The 22,027-nt window shown below is 33.9% G+C and carries 24 protein-coding genes; 7 read left to right on the forward strand and 17 right to left on the reverse strand.

Annotation, left to right across the window (positions count from 1 at the left end):
• The first annotated feature begins 169 nt into the window (after window positions 1-169).
• Together ACUN28_RS19580 and ACUN28_RS19585 are read left to right on the forward strand one after the other, a co-directional pair.
• Window positions 170-361, forward strand: coding sequence for a DUF3896 family protein (locus tag ACUN28_RS19580; protein WP_000815502.1), 192 nt, complete (start codon window positions 170-172; stop codon window positions 359-361).
• Window positions 362-466: 105 nt separating this feature from the next.
• Window positions 467-1,468 carry an LLM class flavin-dependent oxidoreductase gene (locus ACUN28_RS19585; protein WP_016088249.1) on the forward strand — a complete coding sequence of 334 codons (1,002 nt, stop codon included), beginning with the start codon at window positions 467-469 and terminating at the stop codon, window positions 1,466-1,468.
• A gap of 45 nt (window positions 1,469-1,513) precedes the next feature.
• Here ACUN28_RS19585 and ACUN28_RS19590 read toward each other — a convergent pair whose 3' ends face one another.
• The 3 genes from ACUN28_RS19590 to ACUN28_RS19600 form a co-directional block, all read right to left on the reverse strand.
• Window positions 1,514-2,458 carry an alpha/beta hydrolase gene (locus ACUN28_RS19590; RefSeq protein ID WP_016088250.1) on the reverse strand — a complete coding sequence of 315 codons (945 nt, stop codon included), beginning with the start codon at window positions 2,456-2,458 and terminating at the stop codon, window positions 1,514-1,516.
• Between the two features lie 226 nt (window positions 2,459-2,684).
• Window positions 2,685-3,140, reverse strand: a complete 456-nt coding sequence (locus tag ACUN28_RS19595) for a DUF3939 domain-containing protein (protein WP_016088251.1) — start codon at window positions 3,138-3,140, stop codon at window positions 2,685-2,687.
• Between the two features lie 107 nt (window positions 3,141-3,247).
• Complete coding sequence (locus ACUN28_RS19600) at window positions 3,248-3,691, reverse strand: Dps family protein (protein WP_000105195.1); 444 nt, start codon at window positions 3,689-3,691, stop codon at window positions 3,248-3,250.
• Window positions 3,692-3,932: 241 nt separating this feature from the next.
• Here ACUN28_RS19600 and ACUN28_RS19605 point away from each other — a divergent pair, with 241 nt between their 5' ends.
• Complete coding sequence (locus ACUN28_RS19605; RefSeq protein WP_016088252.1) at window positions 3,933-4,973, forward strand: YkvI family membrane protein; 1,041 nt, start codon at window positions 3,933-3,935, stop codon at window positions 4,971-4,973.
• A gap of 36 nt (window positions 4,974-5,009) precedes the next feature.
• Here the strand turns inward: ACUN28_RS19605 and ACUN28_RS19610 are convergent, their stop codons facing one another.
• From ACUN28_RS19610 to ACUN28_RS19630, 5 genes are all read right to left on the reverse strand, one after another.
• Window positions 5,010-5,378, reverse strand: coding sequence for a DUF3979 family protein (locus ACUN28_RS19610; RefSeq protein ID WP_016088253.1), 369 nt, complete (start codon window positions 5,376-5,378; stop codon window positions 5,010-5,012).
• Between the two features lie 297 nt (window positions 5,379-5,675).
• Window positions 5,676-5,981, reverse strand: a complete 306-nt coding sequence (locus tag ACUN28_RS19615) for a hypothetical protein (RefSeq protein WP_016088254.1) — start codon at window positions 5,979-5,981, stop codon at window positions 5,676-5,678.
• Between the two features lie 196 nt (window positions 5,982-6,177).
• A complete protein-coding gene (locus ACUN28_RS19620) occupies window positions 6,178-8,160 on the reverse strand; it encodes a HAMP domain-containing methyl-accepting chemotaxis protein (RefSeq protein WP_016088255.1) in 1,983 nt (660 codons plus the stop codon).
• A gap of 204 nt (window positions 8,161-8,364) precedes the next feature.
• Complete coding sequence (gene rsgA, locus ACUN28_RS19625; protein ID WP_016088256.1) at window positions 8,365-9,414, reverse strand: ribosome small subunit-dependent GTPase A; 1,050 nt, start codon at window positions 9,412-9,414, stop codon at window positions 8,365-8,367.
• 182 nt (window positions 9,415-9,596) lie between these two features.
• Window positions 9,597-10,124, reverse strand: a complete 528-nt coding sequence (locus tag ACUN28_RS19630; RefSeq protein ID WP_016088257.1) for a DinB family protein — start codon at window positions 10,122-10,124, stop codon at window positions 9,597-9,599.
• Between the two features lie 196 nt (window positions 10,125-10,320).
• Here ACUN28_RS19630 and ACUN28_RS19635 point away from each other — a divergent pair, with 196 nt between their 5' ends.
• A complete protein-coding gene (locus tag ACUN28_RS19635; protein ID WP_000426320.1) occupies window positions 10,321-10,668 on the forward strand; it encodes a DUF4257 domain-containing protein in 348 nt (115 codons plus the stop codon).
• 84 nt (window positions 10,669-10,752) lie between these two features.
• Window positions 10,753-10,977 carry a hypothetical protein gene (locus ACUN28_RS19640; RefSeq protein WP_000162691.1) on the forward strand — a complete coding sequence of 75 codons (225 nt, stop codon included), beginning with the start codon at window positions 10,753-10,755 and terminating at the stop codon, window positions 10,975-10,977.
• A 208-nt stretch (window positions 10,978-11,185) separates the two neighbouring features.
• Here ACUN28_RS19640 and ACUN28_RS19645 read toward each other — a convergent pair whose 3' ends face one another.
• The 3 genes from ACUN28_RS19645 to ACUN28_RS19655 form a co-directional block, all read right to left on the reverse strand.
• Window positions 11,186-11,548 (reverse strand): DUF805 domain-containing protein, encoded by a 363-nt coding sequence (locus ACUN28_RS19645; protein WP_016088259.1) that lies wholly within the window; start codon window positions 11,546-11,548, stop codon window positions 11,186-11,188.
• Window positions 11,549-12,048: 500 nt separating this feature from the next.
• The gene (locus tag ACUN28_RS19650; RefSeq protein WP_016088260.1) at window positions 12,049-13,224 is read right to left on the reverse strand and encodes an MFS transporter; all 1,176 of its coding nucleotides are present in this window, start codon (window positions 13,222-13,224) and stop codon (window positions 12,049-12,051) included.
• 49 nt (window positions 13,225-13,273) lie between these two features.
• Window positions 13,274-14,209 carry an aldo/keto reductase gene (locus ACUN28_RS19655; RefSeq protein WP_016088261.1) on the reverse strand — a complete coding sequence of 312 codons (936 nt, stop codon included), beginning with the start codon at window positions 14,207-14,209 and terminating at the stop codon, window positions 13,274-13,276.
• 107 nt (window positions 14,210-14,316) lie between these two features.
• On the opposite strand from ACUN28_RS19655, the gene ACUN28_RS19660 reads away from it, so the two are divergent.
• Window positions 14,317-14,625 (forward strand): ArsR/SmtB family transcription factor, encoded by a 309-nt coding sequence (locus ACUN28_RS19660; RefSeq protein ID WP_001259916.1) that lies wholly within the window; start codon window positions 14,317-14,319, stop codon window positions 14,623-14,625.
• 284 nt (window positions 14,626-14,909) lie between these two features.
• On the opposite strand, the gene galT is transcribed toward ACUN28_RS19660, so the two are convergent.
• The 4 genes from galT to ACUN28_RS19680 all read right to left on the reverse strand — a co-directional run bounded on the left by galT (window position 14,910) and on the right by ACUN28_RS19680 (window position 20,120).
• A complete protein-coding gene (galT, locus tag ACUN28_RS19665) occupies window positions 14,910-16,394 on the reverse strand; it encodes a UDP-glucose--hexose-1-phosphate uridylyltransferase (protein WP_016088262.1) in 1,485 nt (494 codons plus the stop codon).
• A 213-nt stretch (window positions 16,395-16,607) separates the two neighbouring features.
• The gene (locus ACUN28_RS19670; RefSeq protein WP_001246218.1) at window positions 16,608-17,561 is read right to left on the reverse strand and encodes a serine protease; all 954 of its coding nucleotides are present in this window, start codon (window positions 17,559-17,561) and stop codon (window positions 16,608-16,610) included.
• A 274-nt stretch (window positions 17,562-17,835) separates the two neighbouring features.
• Window positions 17,836-18,123: an AbrB/MazE/SpoVT family DNA-binding domain-containing protein gene (locus ACUN28_RS19675; RefSeq protein WP_000648283.1), complete on the reverse strand. Its 288-nt coding sequence runs from the start codon at window positions 18,121-18,123 to the stop codon at window positions 17,836-17,838.
• Window positions 18,124-18,239: 116 nt separating this feature from the next.
• Window positions 18,240-20,120 (reverse strand): ABC transporter permease, encoded by a 1,881-nt coding sequence (locus tag ACUN28_RS19680; protein ID WP_016088263.1) that lies wholly within the window; start codon window positions 20,118-20,120, stop codon window positions 18,240-18,242.
• A 270-nt stretch (window positions 20,121-20,390) separates the two neighbouring features.
• Between ACUN28_RS19680 and nadE the strand changes: the two genes are divergently transcribed.
• Window positions 20,391-21,209 carry an ammonia-dependent NAD(+) synthetase gene (gene nadE / locus ACUN28_RS19685; protein WP_016088264.1) on the forward strand — a complete coding sequence of 273 codons (819 nt, stop codon included), beginning with the start codon at window positions 20,391-20,393 and terminating at the stop codon, window positions 21,207-21,209.
• A 47-nt stretch (window positions 21,210-21,256) separates the two neighbouring features.
• Here nadE and ACUN28_RS19690 read toward each other — a convergent pair whose 3' ends face one another.
• Together ACUN28_RS19690 and ACUN28_RS19695 are read right to left on the reverse strand one after the other, a co-directional pair.
• Window positions 21,257-21,718 (reverse strand): NUDIX hydrolase, encoded by a 462-nt coding sequence (locus ACUN28_RS19690; RefSeq protein WP_016088265.1) that lies wholly within the window; start codon window positions 21,716-21,718, stop codon window positions 21,257-21,259.
• 30 nt (window positions 21,719-21,748) lie between these two features.
• Window positions 21,749-21,946 (reverse strand): DUF4083 domain-containing protein, encoded by a 198-nt coding sequence (locus ACUN28_RS19695; RefSeq protein ID WP_016088266.1) that lies wholly within the window; start codon window positions 21,944-21,946, stop codon window positions 21,749-21,751.
• Window positions 21,947-22,027: the final 81 nt, after the last annotated feature.

Raw genomic sequence — 22,027 nt, forward strand, 5'->3', positions numbered from 1 at the left:
CCCTTACTTCATAAAATGGGCATTAGTGGTTTAGTGCATTTTATTCATAAATTCCTATAAACATAACAACATAGCAAGTGGAATATTCACTAAAAGTACATAAGAGTTAGCTTTCACACCTCATCACGCTACGTATAATATAGCAACGGTAAAGAAGGAGTGGTTGAAAATGAAACAAACTTACGACTACAACGCTACAAAGAAGTATTTAGAAGGAAAGAAACAACAACTATGCAACAAACTTAGTAGTAAACAACTATCTAAAAAAGAGCGTGAACAACTAAAACTTGAGATTGATAACTACGAATATATATTAAATTTAGTCGAAATGAATCATTATGAACGAGGCTTTCCTCGTTAAAAGTGGATAGGTGGTTTATCCACTTTTTATTTTGAGCATTTTATTACGCATTTTTCGTAAGTAAATATATAATAGGATGTACATTAAGATTGAGAGGTATATTCTATGATCAAATTAAGTGTATTAGACCAATCCCCTATTTCAGATGGTAGTACAGCAGCCCAAGCTTTTTCACATACAGTTACGCTTGCACAAGAAGTTGAAAAACTCGGATATACACGCTTTTGGGTATCAGAGCATCACAATTCTGTAAGCCTTGCTGGTTCAAGTCCAGAAATACTTATTTCTCATATTGCAGCAAAAACGGAGCGTATGAGAGTTGGTTCGGGTGGTGTTATGTTACCTCACTATAGCCCGTATAAAGTTGCTGAGAATTTCCGTGTTTTAGAAGCACTTTATCCAAATCGTATTGACCTTGGTGTCGGCAGAGCACCTGGTGGAATGCCAATAGCTACTCGAGCACTACAGGAGGGCAAAATGGTCTCCCTTGATCAATATCCAGAACAAATTGCAGATGTTGCAATGTACTTACATGATCAAATACCAGAAAATCATCATTATGCAAATTTAAAAGCTACTCCTGTAATTCCAACATCTCCCGAGATGTGGATGCTTGGTTCTAGTGGAGAGAGTGCAATGATTGCCGCAAAACAAGGTACTTCTTTTGCATTCGCACAGTTCATTAACGGATACGGCGGTACCGAAGTAATGGAAGCTTATCAAGAACAATTCCAGCCTTCCTATTTAGGAGACAAACCAAAATCAATCGTCGCTATTTTTGTTATTTGCGGAGAAACAAATGAAGAGGCGGAAAAAATTGCTTCTAGTTTAGATTTATCAATCTTATTACTAGAGCAAGGAAAGCGCACAACTGGTACTCCTTCTATCGAAACTGCACAAAATTATTCATACAGCGCTTATGATTTATTCCGTATAAAAGAAAATCGTCAACGTATGATCGTCGGTGATCCATCTTCTGTGAAAGAAAAAATCGTAAACTTAAGCAAAGCGTACAATACTGATGAATTTATGATTGTCACAATTACTCATCGATTTGAAGATAAATTAAATTCTTATCGCTTACTAGCAAATGCTTTTCATTTATAATGATAAAAGGGAGATCCATCAATTATGATGGATCTCCCTTTCTTACTACTTATTACTTTTGCCGTCTATATATTTAATAGCTTCTTCTAATAATACTTCAAAATTCTCAGGATAATCGTGATTTAATTTCGGCACAACTTTATACTCATGTTCTATATTTTTATCTCTTAATAATTGTACAAATTGCTGCGTACTTTCGAAACAACCTTCATCTTGATCCCCGCACACTATATATCCCTTTATTTTTTTATCTTGTAGCACTTCCAACAATTCACTCCATTCTTCAATCCCTGGAAGCCACGGCGCCATAAAAATAAAACCATCTACATCTAAATCTTTTTGTAAAATTGTATACAAAGCTACTCTGGCACCAGCAGAAAAACCACCAATTATTACCCTTTCTACTGTATGATTTTCTATAAACGTAACGTAATGCTCTTTTAATTCTTCTTTCCCTCTATGTATATCATCCCAAACAAACCCATCTGAAAACTGAATTTGCGAAGACTGTGGTAAAGCTAACGTATAATCTTGATCCAAAACAGATTTCCAATATGGTTCTACTATTGCTATATTTTCTTGATCTCCGTGCATTGCAATAAATAGTTTTTCTTTTTTCTTACCATCTATAAATTTCACGTCTGCTCGTTCTGTTTTCTTTGCTAATTCTTCTCTTTCTTTACATAATTGAACCATTTTATGAAACTCTTCAAATTTATGTAGTGGTGTTAAATCATCGTCCGAAATTAAATACTCATTTCCGTACCAAAATCCATTGTCTATAATAGCTTCCTTCATTAACTGTAACGCTTCTTCTTCAAGCCCCGCTGCACTCGCTAGCGCATATTTAAAATTATATATTTGTGCTTTATTCCCCACTACACCATTAGCATGCTCCATTATATAAGTGAACGCTTCCAAACTTCCTTTATTTGCATAACAATGTAACGTTTCATTTAATAATTGAATGTAAGTCATACTATTTTTCATACACCCATTCCCCCATAACCTTGTATAATATTTATTTCTCAAACCTTTATACCATACTGTAATCACTGTATACATCTCACGCTAACAATACTTTATTCTTAAAACGATACTTAACCATTACTTCTCTTTGTCCAATGAGCTTAGTATACAGTTGAATAGACTGAAAAATCAATATTTTAATAAACAAAAAAAGACAACAATATATTTATTGTTGTTTTCAATACATCTACCCACTCTTTTGTTTTTTTCTGTCTGGTTTACTTGAAACTAAATAATGTTTTTCTGAAATATATAAGTCTCTTTTTAATATACGATTTAAATACGGTCCTAATTTCATCCCGCATATAAGACGCTCTTCACTACCTTCAACAATTGGAAACATTTCTTTTTCTGTTACGTATTGATCTACTGCTTTTTGTACGATATCAATTTCTTTAACTAGGTTTAGATTTTCTTCTGTATGTTCAAATACCTCAAGCGTTTCCTTCGTAATAAGAAAACTATTTGTTGGAAATGCAGGTAAATACGGCTTTAACAAATCATAATTTACTGTATAATCATCATTTACTAATACCGTATAAACGATATTAGCATTCGTTTCTAGAAACTTAGCCATCGATTGTTCTAATTCATCTTTCGTAATTTCACGCTCTTCTTTTCCAGTTCTGAAAAAGCGAAACATCGCATCGCCTCCTTTTTACTATATTATAGCATAAAAGAAAACTGAAAAATTACAAAAAAAGTCATTGAAAGAATTTTTCAATGACTTTATTCTTTATAAACTAATATTTATTTTAAGAACGCACTTAACATCCATACGTGTTGTTCTAATGTTGTATGAATTGCTAACAACATGTCCGCTGATGTTTCATCGCCAGCTTCACCCGCAACTTCCATACCTTCTTTTAATTCTTGAATAAGTGCAGAATAATCATTTACTAATGTTTGCACCATTTCTTCTGCAGATTCCTTGCTTGTCCCTTCACTAACACTAGAAGTAGCAAGATATTCTTTCATTGTCGCTAGTGGCTTACCTTCCAATGCTAAAATACGTTCGGCTAATTCATCAATATTTGTTCCAGCTTCATTATAAAACTCTTCAAATTTCTCATGTAATGTAAAGAAGTGTGGTCCTGTCACATACCAGTGATAATTATGTAGTTTCACATATAACACATTCCAGTTTGCTACCTGCTTGTTTAATACTTCAACAACATTTGTTTTCGTACTCATACAATCCACTCCTCTTATCATTTTGTAATGATTATCTTTTAATAATCTAATTACATTTTACCATACATTCCCTATCCTTTCGAACGATCGGCTCATATGTAGCAAAGTTTTAACACCTTTAATACTTCCCTAATATCTTTTAATTCATGTATATTTTCAAACACTTCATACGTCTAATTGTCCAAGCTCATACATATGCATAATAGTAAATCAAGCTCATCGTAGTAGAAAGAGGGATAACATGGACAATCAACAGTGGCAAGTAGCAAAGAAAGTCGCTGCTACTTATATTGGAACAGTCGTTGGAGCTGGATTTGCTACTGGACGAGAAATTGTTGAATTTTTTACAGTGAACGGATTATATGGAACAATCGGCATATGTGTAAGTGGATTTTTTTTTATTTGGCTTGGCACAAAGATGATGTTACTTTCATCACAAATCGGTGCATTTTCAGCGCAAGAATTTAACAAATATTTATTTGGAGATGTATTTGGAAATGTTGTAAATACACTATTATTACTTGTATTATTTGGTGTAACGAGCGTTATGTTATCAGGAGCTGGGGCGGTATTTGAAGAGCAGCTTCGTTTACCAAGACAACTTGGTATTTTCATTACAGTAATCGCCTGTCTCATTATAGGTAGCCGCGGATTACAAGGGGTTTTTGAAGTTAATACACTTGTCGTACCTATTATGATGATTTTTATTATCGGACTTGCTATTACAACTTTTTTTCACAGCACAACTCCTATTAGTAACACTATTCCTGCAGAAAGCTGGAGTATGAAGTGGATTACTAGTCCTATTACATATGTCGCCTTAAATCTTTCTCTCGCCCAAAGCGTTCTCGTCCCGTTAGCCAGTGAAGTAAAAGATCGAAAGGCCATTTTATGGGGTGGTATTTTAGGTGGTGCAGGACTTTCTTTAATTTTATTATGCAGTCATTTAGCTATCTTATCAGTAGATCAATTTTATCAATATAATATCCCAATGGCTGAAGTGATAAGAAAATTCAATGCAACTTTTCACTTTTTCTTTGTCCTTATCATTTTCGGTGAAGTGTTCACAACTTTAGTTGGCAATGTGTTCGGAATGACAAAACAAATGCAATCAATTACTGGATGGAAAAATAACAATATTATTTTCTTCATTTTACTAATTAGTTATTGCTTTAGTTACGTTGGTTATAGTGAACTCCTCCACATTTTATATCCTATAATCGGATGGGTCAGCATCATTTTACTTCCGATTATTGCTTTTAAACAACTTCAAAAAACATAAAAGAAGCATCCATATTATTGGATGCTTCTTTTATGTTCATTCACAATCATCACAAACTTCCCAGTACGGCCCCATTTCCAATGCCAAATATGGCTTTAATTGCAACCGAATCATCCGACTAGGCATGCGTTCTAAAACGAATTGAATCCCTTCTTCATCTTCGTCTAATTCAACTTTTGAAATCGCAATTCTTTGCACAGTAGAAATAGGCATTCCATCTTTATATAAAGTGATTTTCACCTCATCATATTCATTAAAATACAATTCAACATTCATTTGATTTTTCAACATTTCATCAACAATTTCATATTTATCATTTTGTTCCTGGATTATATATTTCCAGCCGCCTCTACTTTCTTCTTTCGGAGCTGCTTGAAATAATGTCATCAAATCCTCGTATAGCATAAGATAACCCCTCTCTTACTAAAAACGATGAGTATTTTATATACCCTTTATCTCTATCACTATCCATATGTATTGTACCATATATCACCGTTCTTACCGTATTCATTTGCTTCTTAGATGCATATAAAATAACTGATTCTCTTCATTACTGTGTGAATTATCTCCTATTTCATTTCTTAATACTCTTCTATAGCTTTCAAGTAATATCACACTTAAGTAAATGCATTTTTTATCCATCCTCCACTTATTATTTGCTTGCAAAAACAAAAAAAAGAAGAGTGACTTATATCACTCTTCTTAAAAGAATTTCCCAGTAGCTGCTAACGCTAATACTAGTATTAAAATTGTAAATAATAAAGAGACAATGAAACTAAAAATAGGCAATGCTTTCTTTTCATTCTTCTTAAAGAGTAACTTTAAACTAAGTAAGATGTTTACTGGTACAAATATAAAATAAAAATATTTAACAATTTGCACCGAATTATTCGAAAGTGTTTTTAAAATAAACACTTCAATTAGAAAAACAATAAAAAATGAAATACTTAGCCAAAATGAGACATAGCTAAGCCAAGAATGTCTTTTTGTCCCCCAATACACTCCCATACTAATCTCCTTTATTTGTATTCTATATGATTATAATTATACACAAAGTTAACAAATACCTCTATTTTTCGACAAATATTATACAAAATATACCTTTACATATCATAAAGATACTCTCCATCCCCATTTAATTTTACATAATAAAAACAGACTACTCCAATAGCATACTGCTATTTTGAAGATAGCCTGTCCTCTGTTAAACTTTAAATCTTTCAATTAACCCTTGTAACTCTTCAGCCATTTGAGATAATGTACCAGCCGCAGAACTAATCTCCTCAATGGACGCTAGTTGTTCTTCGGCTGATGCTGCAACGTTTTGAGTACTCGTCGCATTATTCTGCGCTGTCATTGCAATTTGACCTACCGAAATAGACACTTCATTGGCACCTTTTGACATCCCGTTAGCCGTTTCAACCATCGTTTTAATTTGATTCGCAATTTCATTTGTAGATTGTAAAATCTCAGTAAAGTTTTGCTTCGTTTCATTCGCAATAACAAGTCCAGATTGAACTTCTTCATTTACATGCCCCATAGATTTTACCGTCTTACTCATGTCATCTTGTATTTCACATATTAATTTACTAATTTCACTAGAAGAAACGCTAGACTTCTCCGCCAATTTACGTACTTCATCTGCAACAATTGCAAATCCTCTTCCATGCTCTCCTGCTCTTGCAGCTTCAATTGCTGCATTCAAAGCTAGAAGATTTGTTTGATCTGCAATATTTTGAATTACTTCTAGTATGTCACCAATTTGTTTTGATTTATTATTTAGTAACTGTATAACTTCATCTGATTGTGAAACAGATTCTGCAATAGATTGCATTTGATTTACTGTTTTTCCGACTAGTTTTCCACCATCTTCTGCTTTTTCACGAGTATGAGCAGAAGCCGTATTAATCGATGATGAACTATTTGCTACATGCTGAATTCCTTCTGTTACGTCAAATAGTAACATTGCACCATTTTCTACACTTGTTGTTTGCGTTGTTGCCCCACTCGATATTTCATCCATTGCCATCGTAATTTGCTCAGTCGCTTCACTGGCCTGTCTTACACTTGCTGTTAGCTCTTCTGATGCTGCTGCAACATGTCCAGCCGAAGTATTAATTCTTCCAATTAACGTTCGCAATGCATCTGTCATCTCATTAAATCCTTTTGCAAGTTGGCCAATTTCATCATTAGAATGAATATCGATTGTTTGCGTTAAATCTCCCTCACTTATTTCTTTAGAAGTCGCAACTAATCTTTTTAATGGCTTCGTTATAGAAAGTGTCACAAAATAAATAAGTGCCCCGCCTATAACTAATGCAATGAACATAACAATTAACATATTATAAAATACAGGCTGTGCAGCTTCAATTACTTCATTTGAGTACATCGTCCCGCCGATTTTCCAACCTGTTTTTACATTTGTAGCAAATACCATTTGTTTTTCGCTACCGTCATACGTATATGAAAAAGCGCCATGATTATCTTCATAAATTTTCTTCGCCCAAGAATCAGCTGCTTTTTCTCCTGATTTTTCTTGAGGATGTGCAATTATTTTTTGTTTCCCATCTAAAATGAAAGCATATCCTTTTTTACCAATATTGATTAACTTTGTTGTTTTTAATAAATTATCTAAACTTAAATCTATCGCTACAACACCGTTTTTATCTTCTGTTTGTTTTGCAATCGTTACGACAATATGTCCATTTCCTTGCGCCTTATACGGCTCAGTAATTACAATACCACCTTGTTTGGCCACTGCATCTTTATACCAAGAACGTTCTGTTGGATCATAGTCTGCTGCCATTTGTATATTTGGTTCCTGCACAAATTTCTTATCATTCCCAGCAGCGTATACTTGTTCAACATCTTTATTCAAATTGATATATTGAGATAACATTTTTCTTAATTCATCTTGATTATCCCCTTGATACATATTACCTTGAATCACCCGTGCAAAATTATTCACATCATTAAATTTCGCCTCAATCATTTGATTGATTAAATTATCTAATATTTTTATATTGTCGTGAGCACTGCTCGTAATTTGTGATTCAAAATTCTTTTTAGCCGTTTGATAAGACATGCCTCCGATAATAGAGACAGCCGCAATTAAAATGACAAAAAATGAAATTAGTAGTTTTTTTGCTACTTTCATATTACGAAACCAATTTAATAGTCTACCCATTACAAACCTCCTGCTTTTCAATTTCAAAAGTTAAATCTAGTAAATTATAAATATTTCCCATTCCCTAATTATTATTTCCATAACCTATTATGATGAATACTTTGTAAAGTTTAAACAATTAAGTTCCCTTTGTCTATATATATGAATAATATTATTATAAAATTTACAATTACAAAAAGCCAAAGGGAACCACCCTTTGGCTTTTTACATTTTTTTATGCTGTTTAGAAATCTTTTTCCACTTATCACGCTCTGCTCTTGCAAGAATAGCATCTTGTTTTCTCATAAAATACGCCAGTTCTCTTTGTAATTTTTTATAGCTTTGCAAACGATGTATCGTAATAATTCCGTTATCAATTGCATTATGCACTGCACACCCTGGCTCATTTTCATGCTTACAGTCCCTAAAACGGCACGTTTTTGCTAGTTCTTCAATATCAGAAAATGTTGTTTGAATTGCATCGCTTCCTTCCCAAAGCTGCAGCTCCCTCATACCCGGAGTATCAATAACTAAACTACCACTCGGTAATCGGAACAATTCACGATGAGTTGTCGTATGCCTTCCTTTACTATCTTCCTCACGAATATCTCCTGTTTTTGCTACTTCAATTCCTATAAGTGCATTTAACAAAGTGGATTTCCCAACCCCCGATGACCCGACTAAAGCAATTGTTTTTCCTGAAGAAACAAATTGCTGCAACGATTCAATACCAGCATGCTCCAAACTATCAACGACAAAGATCGGAACACCAATTGCCACCGCTTCCGTTTCAACAATTTTCTGTTCCACGTCTTCACATAAGCTACTCTTTGTTAAGACAATAATAGGCATTGCACCGCTTTCATACGCTAATAGTAAATAACGTTCTATTCTTCTTACGTTAAAATCATGGTTAAGTGCATTCACTAAAAATAGATAATCTACATTTGCAGCTATTACTTGTTCTTCCGTTCGATTACCAGCCTCTTGTCTAGAAAAAGAACTTCTTCGCTGAAAAATGCGATGAATAATTGCTTTCTTTTCATTCTCTATTTTCTTTATATACACCCAATCACCAACCGCTGGATAATCTCCCTTCGTTACTGCTTCATGTCGAAATTTTCCAGACAGTTCTGCCATATATTCACCATCATTACAAATAATTCGATATAGATGCTTATGCTCAAGTAAAATACGTCCTACTTCAAAGTTCTCTACAGCTTGTTCCTCAAAAAAGGAATCCCAGCCGAACGATTCTAAAATATTTTGATTCAAATTGATATCCTCCCTAGTTTAAGCTAAGTGGAAGGATCGTGCGCTCACTTATATAGTCTCGCCCTTTCCATCCACCTTTGTATTTGGTTTATTATTTATATAAGTTATTTTCGCCATAATACATCACCCCGTTCTCATTTTAATTACTCTCATTATATGGAATATTTATTTAAAAAGCTACTTTATTTAACATAATTTTCAAATAATTTATTTTTCATCATTCTAATTTGTCCACGGTGACTAATCTCATCTTCTAGCACATGAAACCAAAGGTAGTGCTGATTATGCGCTACACCGTTAGGCCACTTTCTTTCTGACATAAGCCATTCATCATCTTGTTCACTCAAATACTTCAGAGATTCTTTTCGAACACTTTGTAGAAGTTGTACATAATACTGTATGTTATGTCCACGAATCGTTCTCCCCGATTCCCCTAAATACAGTGCGTCTTCCCATATTTCTAATTCTTCTTTTGTAAAGTCACGCTCTTGAAATGAAATCAGCTGATGTGCTTTTTCAATAGCTGCAATATGCTTTAATAAAGCTCCGATGGAATTCCCTCCACTTGGCATAATTGAATCTAATTGCTCAACTGATAGATCGTTTATTTCCTGTAATGTTACAGCCCTCGTATGCTCCAGCATGCTTACTAATTCCCCTATATTTTTTGTATAACCATCTACACTTCTTATTCGATAATCTATATTCATATCACGCACCCCTTTCTGTATTCACATTAATGGATATACGCTTCAAATAATAGACTGAAATATATCAGATTTTTCTGTTATAATTAAATTGAATAGGTGATACACCCAAACAAACTTTCTCAATGTGCTTATATGAAATATTAAAAGGAATCAATATAAAATGATCGAATCTTATTCACTAAAAGGAGTGGATTCGATGGAAATGTATCAATGGCTAACTGCTGTACTCGTTGGTGGCATTACTGGTTTCGTTTCCCATCTAATCAATAACCAAGGTAAGTTATTGCTTCCACGCCGTTTGAAAACTTTTTTTCACTTTGGGTTTTTGACTGATATTTTCACTGGCAGCCTAGCTGCACTTCTTGGACTCGTTTTATTCGATGTCACCTTAATAAAAGAAATTATTAAAGTATCCATTGTGACTGCTATTTCTGGTCAGACTTTCTTACTCCACCAAGCGCTTGGTGGTGAGCAGGCTAAAAACACGCAAATCGGGAAAGCTGATGAAAAGATTCAAGAAATTGACAAATTATTACGACGTTAATCTATACTTTCTTTAAAAATTATTGTTATAATGAAAAATAAATATTTTCTATTGCGTCGTTTGTCAGAAGAAAGGGTGTTTCGTATGACAAAAAAGAAAGTAGAAGATTTCTTAACAAACACTGAAAAAGAGGAACTGCTAGAAAACTATAAATGTTTACGAGAAGCCCGCACAAAAAGCGAAGCTAACTATTTTGGTGAAGCAGTAAACCATCTATTAAATAAAGCAAAACAACGAATTATTAAAGATGCAGGCATACATGATGAAAATGCAGCAACTGTTCAATCAAAAAGAAAAGCACTGTTTTAGCTACATTAGCTAAAACAGTGCTTTTCTTTTTGAAATTTTTTCTTACCATAATACTTTCACTCTGCTTTTATTCTTCCCATTTTTACTGCTCCAAAAGTCATATTGGCTTAGATCAACCTAATCATATAACCTCATGTAAACCATTTTAAGAATAGATAAATTAAGCAAAATTTGTTGAACTAGTAATGCTATAAACGAAATAAGTTTATTAAATCGCTTCTTTTAACTTTGTATGCGGATTTGGTCCGTATTGATTGTCATTTTCTTCACTTTCAATGATAAAAAATACAAGTAAAACAACGCTACCAAATGGTACAAAATTTAATAATTGCCACCATCCTGTTTTCCCAATATCATGTAACCGACGTGCGCCAATCGAAAAACTTGGTATAATCATTACTAACATAAATAGCAGCGCAATAATAGCAACTAACACCTCTGAAAATGATGATAAAAACAACAGTAGCCAAAAAATTACGATATTGGATAAACTAAAAATCCAGTACTCTTTTCGTGTAGCTCTACCACTAAAATTCCCATAATTCTTTAGAGCTTTCAAATACCATTGCATGTAAATCTCTCCCCTTTTATCCCCAATAAAATAAAACTATGTAATTTTTAACAGATAAGTAGAAATATAACATGATTTTTTTGTAAAATCCATACTCTTATCTACATTATCCTCTATTTAAATAGTGTTTTTCTTCCAGCATTTTTCACATTACTTTCACATCTACTTCACAAATATAAGTAGTCCTATATGTTATACTAAGTATATCCTTTTCCAAGGAACTATATGCCGATATATAAATCCCTATCTCTGTAGGGATTTTTATTTTTGGATTCTCCATAACTTTGTTACAATGCCTATACACTATTTCTCTACTTTCTGTAGCTTCTGCACTTAAAAACTACTTCGTGTATTATTACTCTTCTAATATTGATTTAATATATTTCATATTTGGTTTTCAACTGACATTTTCATTGCTACACTAACTGCACTTCTTGTACTCGTTTTATTTGATGTCACCTCAACCGAAGAAATACAGCTATTTTTTATTTGAACAGGCTTTATGACGCAATTCCTGTTTCATGATTTTCAGTAAGTTTTTCACTTTTTCTAAACAATAATAAAGCGACTACATATAGGAAAGCAGTAAAACTACCTACAAATATAAAATTGTGAGATGCAGCAAATAGCAGTCCTGCTATTGCCGCTCCTATCATTTGACCAATATACATCGAAGCATTAGCAAGAGCTGCTCCTGTTCCTCTTGCTACACTGGACATGTTTTGTAAGTGCCTCATCATCAATACAAACAAAATTCCTGTCACAAAAAATAAAACAAAGAATAATAACTCCACAAATATAATGTTCTTTACATGAGGAAGTAATACATATAGCACTGCTGTAAATAGAATGCCGCCATAGAAAGAAAGGTTATAACCAATTTTATTTACGATTCTAGGACCAAAAATATTCCCAGTTAAATTCCCTAATCCTAATATGAGCATAGCTGTTCCTATTTCATGAATTTTTAAGCCAAATTGAATGGAAAGCCATACGCCAAAGAATGAAAATGCAGCAAAATTACCAGTTTGAAAAACAAAATATGCAAAATAAGAAAGTGAAACCTTTGAATCTGTAAGTAATTGTTTATAGCGTTTTAAGATATTTGTTTTATTTCCACCTATATGAACCGGTTGTATTTCTGGTAATACTACATAAATAAGAATGACAAGTAGTGCTGATAATATACCAATGACGAAGAATGGTGTAGTATAGTGTATCATTGCTAAATACGACCCTACTGGTAGACCTAAAATTTGAGAGATTGATAACCCTGCTGTTGCAATCCCAATCGCCTTTACAATTTGCTCCTTCTCTATAAGGAGCGGAATAGATGCCCACACTTGTGGAGATACAAAGGCTGCACTTACACCTGCTAAAAATCTAAATGCTAGCATCCATAGAAAACCCGGTGCCATTCCACATAAAAACGTACTTAACGCAAAAAAACTCATTCCTATTACCATCACTTTTTTTCTGTTTAAGCCATCTGATATAGGACCAGCAATAAGTGCAAATCCAGCGTATCCTAAAGCATATGAACTTACCATCCACCCTGACAACTCAGTTGAAACATGATATACCTGTTGTAATGTCGGTAAAAGTGGTGAAATTAAGAAAGTATCTGTACCAATCATAAACATTATCGTAAAGAATACAGCTAGTACTCTTTTCATTTAAATCTTCTCCTTTTATATAAAAAGAGGGAACTCCCCCTCTTTTCAACTAAGCTTCTAAAATAGATTCAATCTCTTTCATAACCTTTTCATTCAATGAAACTTCCACCGCTCTTACACTTTCTCTTATTTGCTCCGCTCGTTTCCCACCAGGAATAACAGTATCAATTCCTTTTTTGTTTAGAAGCCACGCTAAAGCTAAATGCGATACTTCAAGATTCATTTCTTTAGCTAAGCCTTTTAACATTTCTACTTTCTTAAAGTTACTTTTGTATGTATTTTCTTCGAAGAGATTTACACTTTGACGCCAATCCCCTTCGTTCAATTTGAAATCTTCTGTATATTTTCCACCTAGTATCCCAAAGGCAAGAGGCCCATACGGAATAAATGAAATACTTGGTTCTATACAATACGGCAAAAGTTCTTCCCCAGCATTACGATCTAACATATTATATGGTGATTGTACAACATCTATATGTCCGTGCTGATTCGCTTCTTTTAATTGCTCTACATTAACGTTAGATATTCCAATTGAACGAATTTTCCCTTCTTCTTTTAGGCGATTAAGCTCTCCAATTGAATCTATGTAACTTGTTTCAGGATTTGTAAAATGTAAGTAATATAAATCAATATAATCAGTCTGTAATCTTCTTAAGCTATTTTCCACAGCATTTCTTAAATAGCTTGGTTCATTATTAATATAAACTTCTCCATTTAATAACGGCTGTATTCCACCTTTTGTAGCAAGTACAACTTCGTGGCGTTTTCCTTTCAATACTTCCCCTACCAATTCCTCTGATCTACCGAATCCGTATGAATCTGCTGTATCAAAAAATGTAATCCCTTGCTGAATAGCTTCTTCAATTAATTGTTTTCCTTCTCCCTCATTCACATCAGCATATAAATTATGTCCCCCTACAGCGTTTGTTCCTAGCCCCAACTTTGAAATATTAGGTCCTGCCTTTTGCAATTTTGTATAATTCATTTTTTCTCCCCCTATATTTCTATTGTTCGAATATATTCGAACAATAGAAATATACCACTTTGTATGTTATAGTGCAAATATATGAACTTATACAAGCAGGTGAAAAAATGCGTACTCTCTATCATCCAAATCGAGAAGAAATTCAATTCTCTTCTGTCTTATACGCACTTAGCGATCAAATTCGTTTACAAATTGTAACTATGCTACTAGAGAAAAATGAACAATCTTGTGGTGCGTTAAACATTCCAATTGCGAAATCAACTTTATCTCACCATTTCAAGGTTTTACGTGAATCCGGTGTTATGTATACACGCCTTGAAGGCACACAACGTTTCATTTCAATTCGTGAAGATGACTTAAATGCTAGATTCCCCGGTTTATTAGATGTCGTAATACATGCGACAGAACCATACTAAAAAAACATCCCACATGAATATGGGATGTTTTTTTAGTTTTTTCTATTCTTTTCATACAGTAAAACTTTAATCAATGAGGACTTTGTTCATCACACACTAGGAATACATGCGTTTAATTCTTTTTTACTTTAATAATTTGATTACATTTTATACAAACCATTAATATAGGGCCACCTACCTGTTTCAATTCCTGTAGTTGCTTATGCTCACACTCCTCCATATTATTACCTCCCTTATCATATAATTAGGTCATTTTGTAATCACTATAACTACTAAGTCCATTCCTAATTTAAGGTCTGAATAAAACGTTTAAACGCCGATATCCCTTCGTCGTCTCGTTTAAAAACACCAGCATCTTCAAGCGCCTGTATAAATTTACGTCCTAATTCTTCTCTTACTATCCCCTGTACATTTTGTTCATGTATTCGATTGTCATATTTTATTTTTAATTGTTCTGCCCATCGTATATGAGGCGTTGGAATATCGCTTGGAATGTTAAGTAAAAATTTTTCCACTTCCTGAAGTTCTGTTTTTAAACGCGCAGGAAGTACAGCTAATCCCATTACTTCAATCAGACCGATATTTTCCTTTTTAATATGCTGTATTTCCGCATGAGGGTGAAAAATACCTAGTGGATGTTCGTCACTTGTACGATTGTTCCGCAAAACAAGATCCAATTCGTACATACTATTCCGGTAACGAGCAATCGGCGTAATCGTATTATGTGGAACATCATTCGTAAATGCAAATGTATTTACAGATGGATCACTATACCCCTTCCACCTCTCTAATATGTACTCCCCTGCATTTACTATTTGTTCTATGTCGTTACTTCTTAAGCGAATAACTGACATAGGCCATTTAATAACAGAACATTGCATTTCTGGAAAGTTGGTGAGTTCAAAAATTAGGTCGTTTGATGCATTTGCCATAGCAAATTCATAGTTTCCACCTTGATAGTGGTCATGTGTTAGAATAGACCCTCCTACAATTGGCAAATCTGCATTGGAACCAAGGAAATAATGTGGGAATTTTTCTACGAATTTTAACAAACGTAAAAATGTTTGACGGTCAATTTTCATATCCCGGTGTTCTGAGGACAATACAATACAGTGTTCATTAAAGTATATATACGGAGAATACTGTAGAAACCAGCTTTCATCTGTAAGGTTCATACGAATCATACGATGATTCGATCGTGCAGGGTGTCCAATTCTGCCCCTATATCCTTCATTCTCTATACAGAGTAAACATTTTGGATAATTTGTACTTTCCAACACTCTTTCTCTAGCAATTTGTTTCGGGTCTTTTTCCGGTTTTGATAAGTTAATCGTTATATCAATGGCACCATATTCCGTATTTACTTTATAATTTATATTTTTGGCAATTTGCTTCATTTGGATATAGTCGCTGTTTTTACTTAATTCATAGAAATAATCTGTCGCAGCCTTCGGACTTTGTTCGTATTTTTCAGAAAATAATATATTGATAACTGACGGTTTGGACATAAAAACATCCATAATTGCACTTGCTAAAATCTCCTTCTCGTCCAGTACTCCCTCAATGACTTTATGCATGCAAGCATATTCAATTAACTCTTCCAATAACTCCGAAATTGCTTTCTTTGCGGGCGCTGACGCTTCCACTACAAAATCATCTAAACGAAGTAAGGAAAGGATTTTATTCCTTGCATATATTGCATCTTCTTGTTCAATCAATTGAATTTCAATTGCACGATCAATTAACTGCTGAATAGCTTGATATATCATCAGTGTATACCTCCTCTAGCCTTATAGCGGTTTATGTTGTTGCGATGCCAGTTCCATGCACCTTTTATAATTTTATGGACAGACGTACGGGATAACCACCAGCCTAATATACATTTCGTAAAAAAAAATTAAATACTAGATTCCCCAGTACATGCAACAAAACCATACTAAAAAAACATCTCCTATGAATAGGAGATGTTTTTTTAGTATTTGCTATTCTTTTAATAAATCTATTAATCCATTACCTTCAGATGTACGTTCATACCCTAAAGGTACAGTTCTTTTAATAAGTTGTGCATATATTTCTGGCTCTGATAACTTTCTACCATATTCTCTCTCACACTGCTTAATGAGTAAGGCCAGCGCTCCAGCAACATGCGGTGTCGCCATAGAAGTACCACTTAATACAGCATATTTCCCTTCAGGATACGTAGATAATATTCCATCGCCTGGCGCCACTAAATCGATTTCTTGATTTGAATTACTAAAACATGCGATTTTCCGTTCTAAATTAACAGCACCAACTTCAATTACCTCAGAATAAGCACCTGGGAAGTCTAGCTCCTCCGTGTTATCATCGCAATCTCCATTATTTCCAGCAGCACATACAACGAGAACATCATGTCTTACCGCATTTTGAATTGCTTCATGTAATTCCGGAACGTCTTGCGGGCCACCAAGTGACATGGAAATGACTCTAACTCTTTCTTTATTAGGCCCTCTCCAATTTACAGCATAATGAATTGCCTCAATAATTTGCTCATAACTCCCAGAACCATCTCCCGCTAAAACCTTTAACACTAACATTTTAGCAAGTGGTGCCACTCCTAAAACACCGACACCATTTTCAGTCGCTGCAATTGTCCCCGCTACATGAGTACCATGTCCGTTGTTATCAAGATAAACATTTGGATCCCCTTCGTAATCTTTCGTGAAATTTCTTCCGCCGATAATGCGATCCTTTAAATCTATATGATTCATATCACACCCTGTATCTAATACGGCAACGACAATATCTTTTCCTTTCGCACTCTTCTCCCATACTTGTGGAGCATGGATGAGTTGTACACCTGGTGGAATTTCATTTACTTGTTCAATCACCTTGTCTACTGTAAAAGGAATCAATTGTATACCTTTTTGTTTATTCGCTGTACTACTGTTCCTCATCGTAATCCCTCCTGAAAATATATTATTTTCATTTCAGACCACTTTTGAAAACGTTTAAATGTAACATTCGTTTTATTTGTTTCTTTTTCCTTCCTTAAAAATATTTCTCAATATAGCTTACTAATTTTATACTACTCTTTGATTTATCTCGTAATTTTTAAGCACCAAAAATCCGATTGGTACAACTAATAACCAAAATAAAAGGACCAATTTAATGGTCCTTTTATAGTTTTTAAAGAATGATATGAAATTTAAAAAATAATATAAATTAAGACTAAACCTCACTCTTGTTTAAAAACTTCTCTATTTCTTTTATTAAATGTTTCGCTCCATCTATACTAACAGTAATGTTTCCATTTGCTAATGATATGTTTTGATCTGAAACATCACCTGTTATTTGACAAGCATTGTAAGGTTGATATTTTTGTAAAATGACTTTATCTGCTTCTACGAAAATTTCAAGTGGTGATTTGATTTGGATCCCTAATACTTCTCGTAACTCTTTAGGAATAACAATTCGTCCTAATTCGTCTACTTTTCGAATAATTCCTGTTGCTTTCATATTACTCCCCCCCTTACTTTCTATTATTTTTTCCACCTCGCTCTTTCCATTTTATCACTTTTTGGTAATACCTGCCTCTTTTTAGAAATTTTTGTACTCAAGTTAAAAAAACACATTTAACGAATACGTAATCTCTCTTTCAATTGTTTTAAATAACGAGATTGTATCAGTAAGAAATATACAACTTGAATTCCTACGAAAATACTTAATACAATCATATTTTCTTTAAATAATGAGTACTCAAACATCTGTCCCAGTGCAGTTAACGCTACTGCCCCATGTAATGTTGCAACACCTATTGGAACGAAGAATAAAAGTGCCAATCGAATTGTAACCACTTTCGATAATTCCCCACTCGTTAATCCTACTTTTCGAATCATTTCAAACAAACGAGTATCATCCTCCAAGTCAGAAAACAAACGGAAGTAAAGGAAGCTTCCTGCGCATACGAAAAATACAATACCAATAAAGAAACCTACAAATAAAATTGGTCCTGCGATTTGTAAACTTTGGTTTTGTTCGTACTCTTCTGCACTAAACGTTGCATGTTCTTCATAAGGCTTCATCTGATGAGTAAGTTCTTTACCAACCTCAATTTCATCTTTCGTTCCTTCTGTTTTGTACACATAATCTTTTTCCTCTTTAAATCCATCTTGTAATGCATCATATTGATTTTTAGAGATTACATAAACGTTACCTCTTAGTATTTTACTTAATGAAGAAGTATTAACTTTTTTCACTTTTAAAGGATCGTTCAAATGTGGTAAAGTAATTTCTTTTCTTTCTTTCATTGGTGGTCCTGGTATATCGACAAACAAAAATAAAGCTTCTTTATTTGCTACAGTTTGAAATGGTTCTCCTGTTAATTTCGCATATTCCTCATAATCTGATTCTTTTATGAAAATGGCGCTTCTTAACGGCTGCTCCTCCGCCTTTTTCGTTGAAATAGTAGTTTTAGAAGCTGCTATACTATGTTTCTTTAATCCTTCATCAATCATCTTCAAATGCTGTAATTCATTACTATTTCCTTGCTTAGAGTGATATTGAAACGCAATTGGTCTCTCCATAATTCCTTTCATCATTGATGCGAAACCAACTAATGTACCTATTGCTGAAAACGCTACAGTTGAAATAATGGTTACAATAAAGAACATTCTTGCGTTATCTCTCATACGGTAAGCTAAATCTGACAAAGTAATAATATTTGTCTGTGTCCAATAGAAACGTTTACTTTTTTTACATAGTCTAATAATAAAGACACTCAACTGCTTGTACAGCAAGTACGTACCAATAATGACTACCGTTGTAACTGGAATCATCATGATAAATACCATTGCGCCGTGTGACATAAGCGCTCCTGCATATCCGGCACTAAGCAATATGACCGCTAATATGGAAGAAATAATAGATGCTTTCGGTTCCGGCTTCGCTTCTGCTGACCCTCTAAACAATTTCATAATTTTATTTTTTTGAATCATTCCTGCACTAAACAATGAAATAATTATAAATAATATGAAAAACATAATACTCGTTACAATAATTGCTTTCATTGGTATGTAATAGGCTAAGGAAATATCTAATTTTAATATCATCGGAGCTACAAATATTAACATTCCAGAAAATAACATTCCTGCAAGAATTCCAAAAACAATTGCCCCTATCCCAATCATAATATTTTCAAAGAAGATAAGACGCTTTAATTGATATTTCGTCATACCTAACATCATTAAAATTCCTAATTCACGCTTTCTCGTTTTTAAAAACATTCCCATCGAATATAAAATAAAGAAAAATGTAAATAAGTAAATAATGGACTGTGCAAAAGACATACTTACGAACACGTACTGGCCCAATTCTCCAGCACTTAATGCCGGATGAAACGCAAAAAATGAATACACAAAAAAGGCCATAATAGCAAATGCACTACTTAAAAAATACGCTGAATATGTTCGTCTATTTCGCGTCACATTCCGATATGCGAGTTCTCTAATATTCATATTACTTCTCCGCCCTTCTACTAACTATGTTCTTATATTAGTAAAGTACGGAAATACCTTCCATCGATTCAAATGACAAAAACCTTACATTATTGAAAGGTTTCAAAAAAATTGCTTAAACGAAGCAGTTTCATTATAATGACTACATTCATATTCATACACGCATCCTATTGTATATTCGTTAGTTTTGCGAAATAATAAAGGATAGAAGTATGTACCAATATACATATAAACTTATTTACCGCTTTAATACGAATAGGAGGAAACATAATGACATTACAAGAACAGATTATGGCAGCATTACATGTTCAGCCTGTAATTGATCCGAAAGCAGAAATCCGTAAACGTGTTGATTTCTTAAAAGATTATGTAAAAAAAACGGGTGCGAAAGGATTTGTACTTGGAATTAGTGGCGGACAAGACTCTACATTAGCTGGACGTTTAGCTCAGCTTGCAGTGGAGGAAATTCGTAATGAAGGTGGTAACGCAACGTTTATCGCTGTGCGCCTACCTTATAAAGTGCAAAAAGATGAAGATGATGCGCAATTAGCATTACAATTTATTCAAGCGGATCAATCTGTTGCATTTGATATCGCTTCAACAGTTGATGCTTTCTCAAATCAATACGAAAACTTATTGGGTGAATCATTAACTGATTTCAATAAAGGTAACGTGAAAGCACGTATTCGTATGGTTACGCAGTACGCAATCGGCGGTCAACAAGGATTACTTGTGATTGGAACAGATCACGCTGCAGAGGCTGTAACGGGCTTCTTCACAAAATTCGGAGATGGTGGTGCAGACCTATTACCATTAACTGGATTAACAAAACGTCAAGGACGCGCTCTATTACAAGAATTAGGTGCGGACGAGCGACTTTACTTAAAAATGCCAACAGCTGATTTATTAGATGAAAAACCAGGTCAAGCTGATGAAACAGAGTTAGGTATTACGTATGATCAATTAGATGACTATTTAGAAGGTAAAGCAGTTCCAGCTGATGTTGCTGAGAAGATTGAGAAGCGTTACAAAGTAAGTGAACATAAGAGACAAGTTCCAGCATCAATGTTTGATGATTGGTGGAAATAAATACAATATAAAAAAAGAAGCTAATCCCAATAGCTTCTTTTTTTATATTAACGATACATCCCTACTCTTTTCTCTAGTAAGTCCTGCAAACAATCCTCATGTTGTTGATTAAACAATGGTGGCATTTTGTTTAGCGGGAAAAACTTCAAATCCAACGTTTCATCACCGTCTACTTTTTTCTCTCCTCCGATAATTGAGAATGAAAAGAATATTAAAATGGACTGAGCTCTGTCTCCATTTGGATATGTTTGAAAATATTTTGTATACACTCCGATAAGCTCATTTATTTCTACATCATAACCTGTTTCTTCCTTTATTTCTCGAATCGCAGTTTCTGCGGCAGATTCCCCGATTTCCATTGCACCGCCAGGAAATCCCCAAGCGTTAAAATCACCTCTTTTTTGCAGTAATACTTCTCCATGTTCATTCAACACACAACCACCCGCAAAGTTTATGAGAACACAGTCGTGCCCTACTTTTTCACGTAATTCTTTTATATAATTAGCCATCCGCTTCTCCTTTTCATACATCTTCTATCGCTATTTCTTATCTTTTTCAAGCAATTCAATCATTCGATCTAGCTTCTGATTCATATGCATCACTTGTTGTTTTTTTGCAGCGCTCTTTTGCAATAATCTTCTAATAAACAAAGTAAATGATAGGAAAAACAAAACGATAAGTCCGATTACTAAACAAACATATATCAATGTAAACATATTACTTTCGAACAAGTTCATTTAGTTTCCACATCCTTCCTTTATAATTTTATCACACAATTCTGTTTTTTGAAGTGATACATAATAAAAAGAGCACCTTTT

Source organism: Bacillus sp. WC2507, assembly GCF_052656125.1.

Excerpts from the sequence above, each read along its gene's own strand:
- ACUN28_RS19580 (WP_000815502.1), top strand. The coding sequence starts at position 170 with ATGAAACAAACTTACGACTACAACGCTACAAAGAAGTATTTAGAAGGA.
- ACUN28_RS19585 (WP_016088249.1), top strand. The coding sequence starts at position 467 with ATGATCAAATTAAGTGTATTAGACCAATCCCCTATTTCAGATGGTAGT.
- ACUN28_RS19590 (WP_016088250.1), bottom strand. The coding sequence starts at position 2,458 with ATGAAAAATAGTATGACTTACATTCAATTATTAAATGAAACGTTACAT.
- ACUN28_RS19595 (WP_016088251.1), bottom strand. The coding sequence starts at position 3,140 with ATGTTTCGCTTTTTCAGAACTGGAAAAGAAGAGCGTGAAATTACGAAA.
- ACUN28_RS19600 (WP_000105195.1), bottom strand. The coding sequence starts at position 3,691 with ATGAGTACGAAAACAAATGTTGTTGAAGTATTAAACAAGCAGGTAGCA.
- ACUN28_RS19605 (WP_016088252.1), top strand. The coding sequence starts at position 3,933 with ATGGACAATCAACAGTGGCAAGTAGCAAAGAAAGTCGCTGCTACTTAT.
- ACUN28_RS19610 (WP_016088253.1), bottom strand. The coding sequence starts at position 5,378 with ATGCTATACGAGGATTTGATGACATTATTTCAAGCAGCTCCGAAAGAA.
- ACUN28_RS19615 (WP_016088254.1), bottom strand. The coding sequence starts at position 5,981 with ATGGGAGTGTATTGGGGGACAAAAAGACATTCTTGGCTTAGCTATGTC.
- ACUN28_RS19620 (WP_016088255.1), bottom strand. The coding sequence starts at position 8,160 with ATGGGTAGACTATTAAATTGGTTTCGTAATATGAAAGTAGCAAAAAAA.
- ACUN28_RS19630 (WP_016088257.1), bottom strand. The coding sequence starts at position 10,124 with ATGAATATAGATTATCGAATAAGAAGTGTAGATGGTTATACAAAAAAT.
- ACUN28_RS19635 (WP_000426320.1), top strand. The coding sequence starts at position 10,321 with ATGGAAATGTATCAATGGCTAACTGCTGTACTCGTTGGTGGCATTACT.
- ACUN28_RS19640 (WP_000162691.1), top strand. The coding sequence starts at position 10,753 with ATGACAAAAAAGAAAGTAGAAGATTTCTTAACAAACACTGAAAAAGAG.
- ACUN28_RS19645 (WP_016088259.1), bottom strand. The coding sequence starts at position 11,548 with ATGCAATGGTATTTGAAAGCTCTAAAGAATTATGGGAATTTTAGTGGT.
- ACUN28_RS19650 (WP_016088260.1), bottom strand. The coding sequence starts at position 13,224 with ATGAAAAGAGTACTAGCTGTATTCTTTACGATAATGTTTATGATTGGT.
- ACUN28_RS19655 (WP_016088261.1), bottom strand. The coding sequence starts at position 14,209 with ATGAATTATACAAAATTGCAAAAGGCAGGACCTAATATTTCAAAGTTG.
- ACUN28_RS19660 (WP_001259916.1), top strand. The coding sequence starts at position 14,317 with ATGCGTACTCTCTATCATCCAAATCGAGAAGAAATTCAATTCTCTTCT.
- galT (WP_016088262.1), bottom strand. The coding sequence starts at position 16,394 with ATGATATATCAAGCTATTCAGCAGTTAATTGATCGTGCAATTGAAATT.
- ACUN28_RS19670 (WP_001246218.1), bottom strand. The coding sequence starts at position 17,561 with ATGAGGAACAGTAGTACAGCGAATAAACAAAAAGGTATACAATTGATT.
- ACUN28_RS19675 (WP_000648283.1), bottom strand. The coding sequence starts at position 18,123 with ATGAAAGCAACAGGAATTATTCGAAAAGTAGACGAATTAGGACGAATT.
- ACUN28_RS19680 (WP_016088263.1), bottom strand. The coding sequence starts at position 20,120 with ATGAATATTAGAGAACTCGCATATCGGAATGTGACGCGAAATAGACGA.
- nadE (WP_016088264.1), top strand. The coding sequence starts at position 20,391 with ATGACATTACAAGAACAGATTATGGCAGCATTACATGTTCAGCCTGTA.
- ACUN28_RS19690 (WP_016088265.1), bottom strand. The coding sequence starts at position 21,718 with ATGGCTAATTATATAAAAGAATTACGTGAAAAAGTAGGGCACGACTGT.
- ACUN28_RS19695 (WP_016088266.1), bottom strand. The coding sequence starts at position 21,946 with ATGAACTTGTTCGAAAGTAATATGTTTACATTGATATATGTTTGTTTA.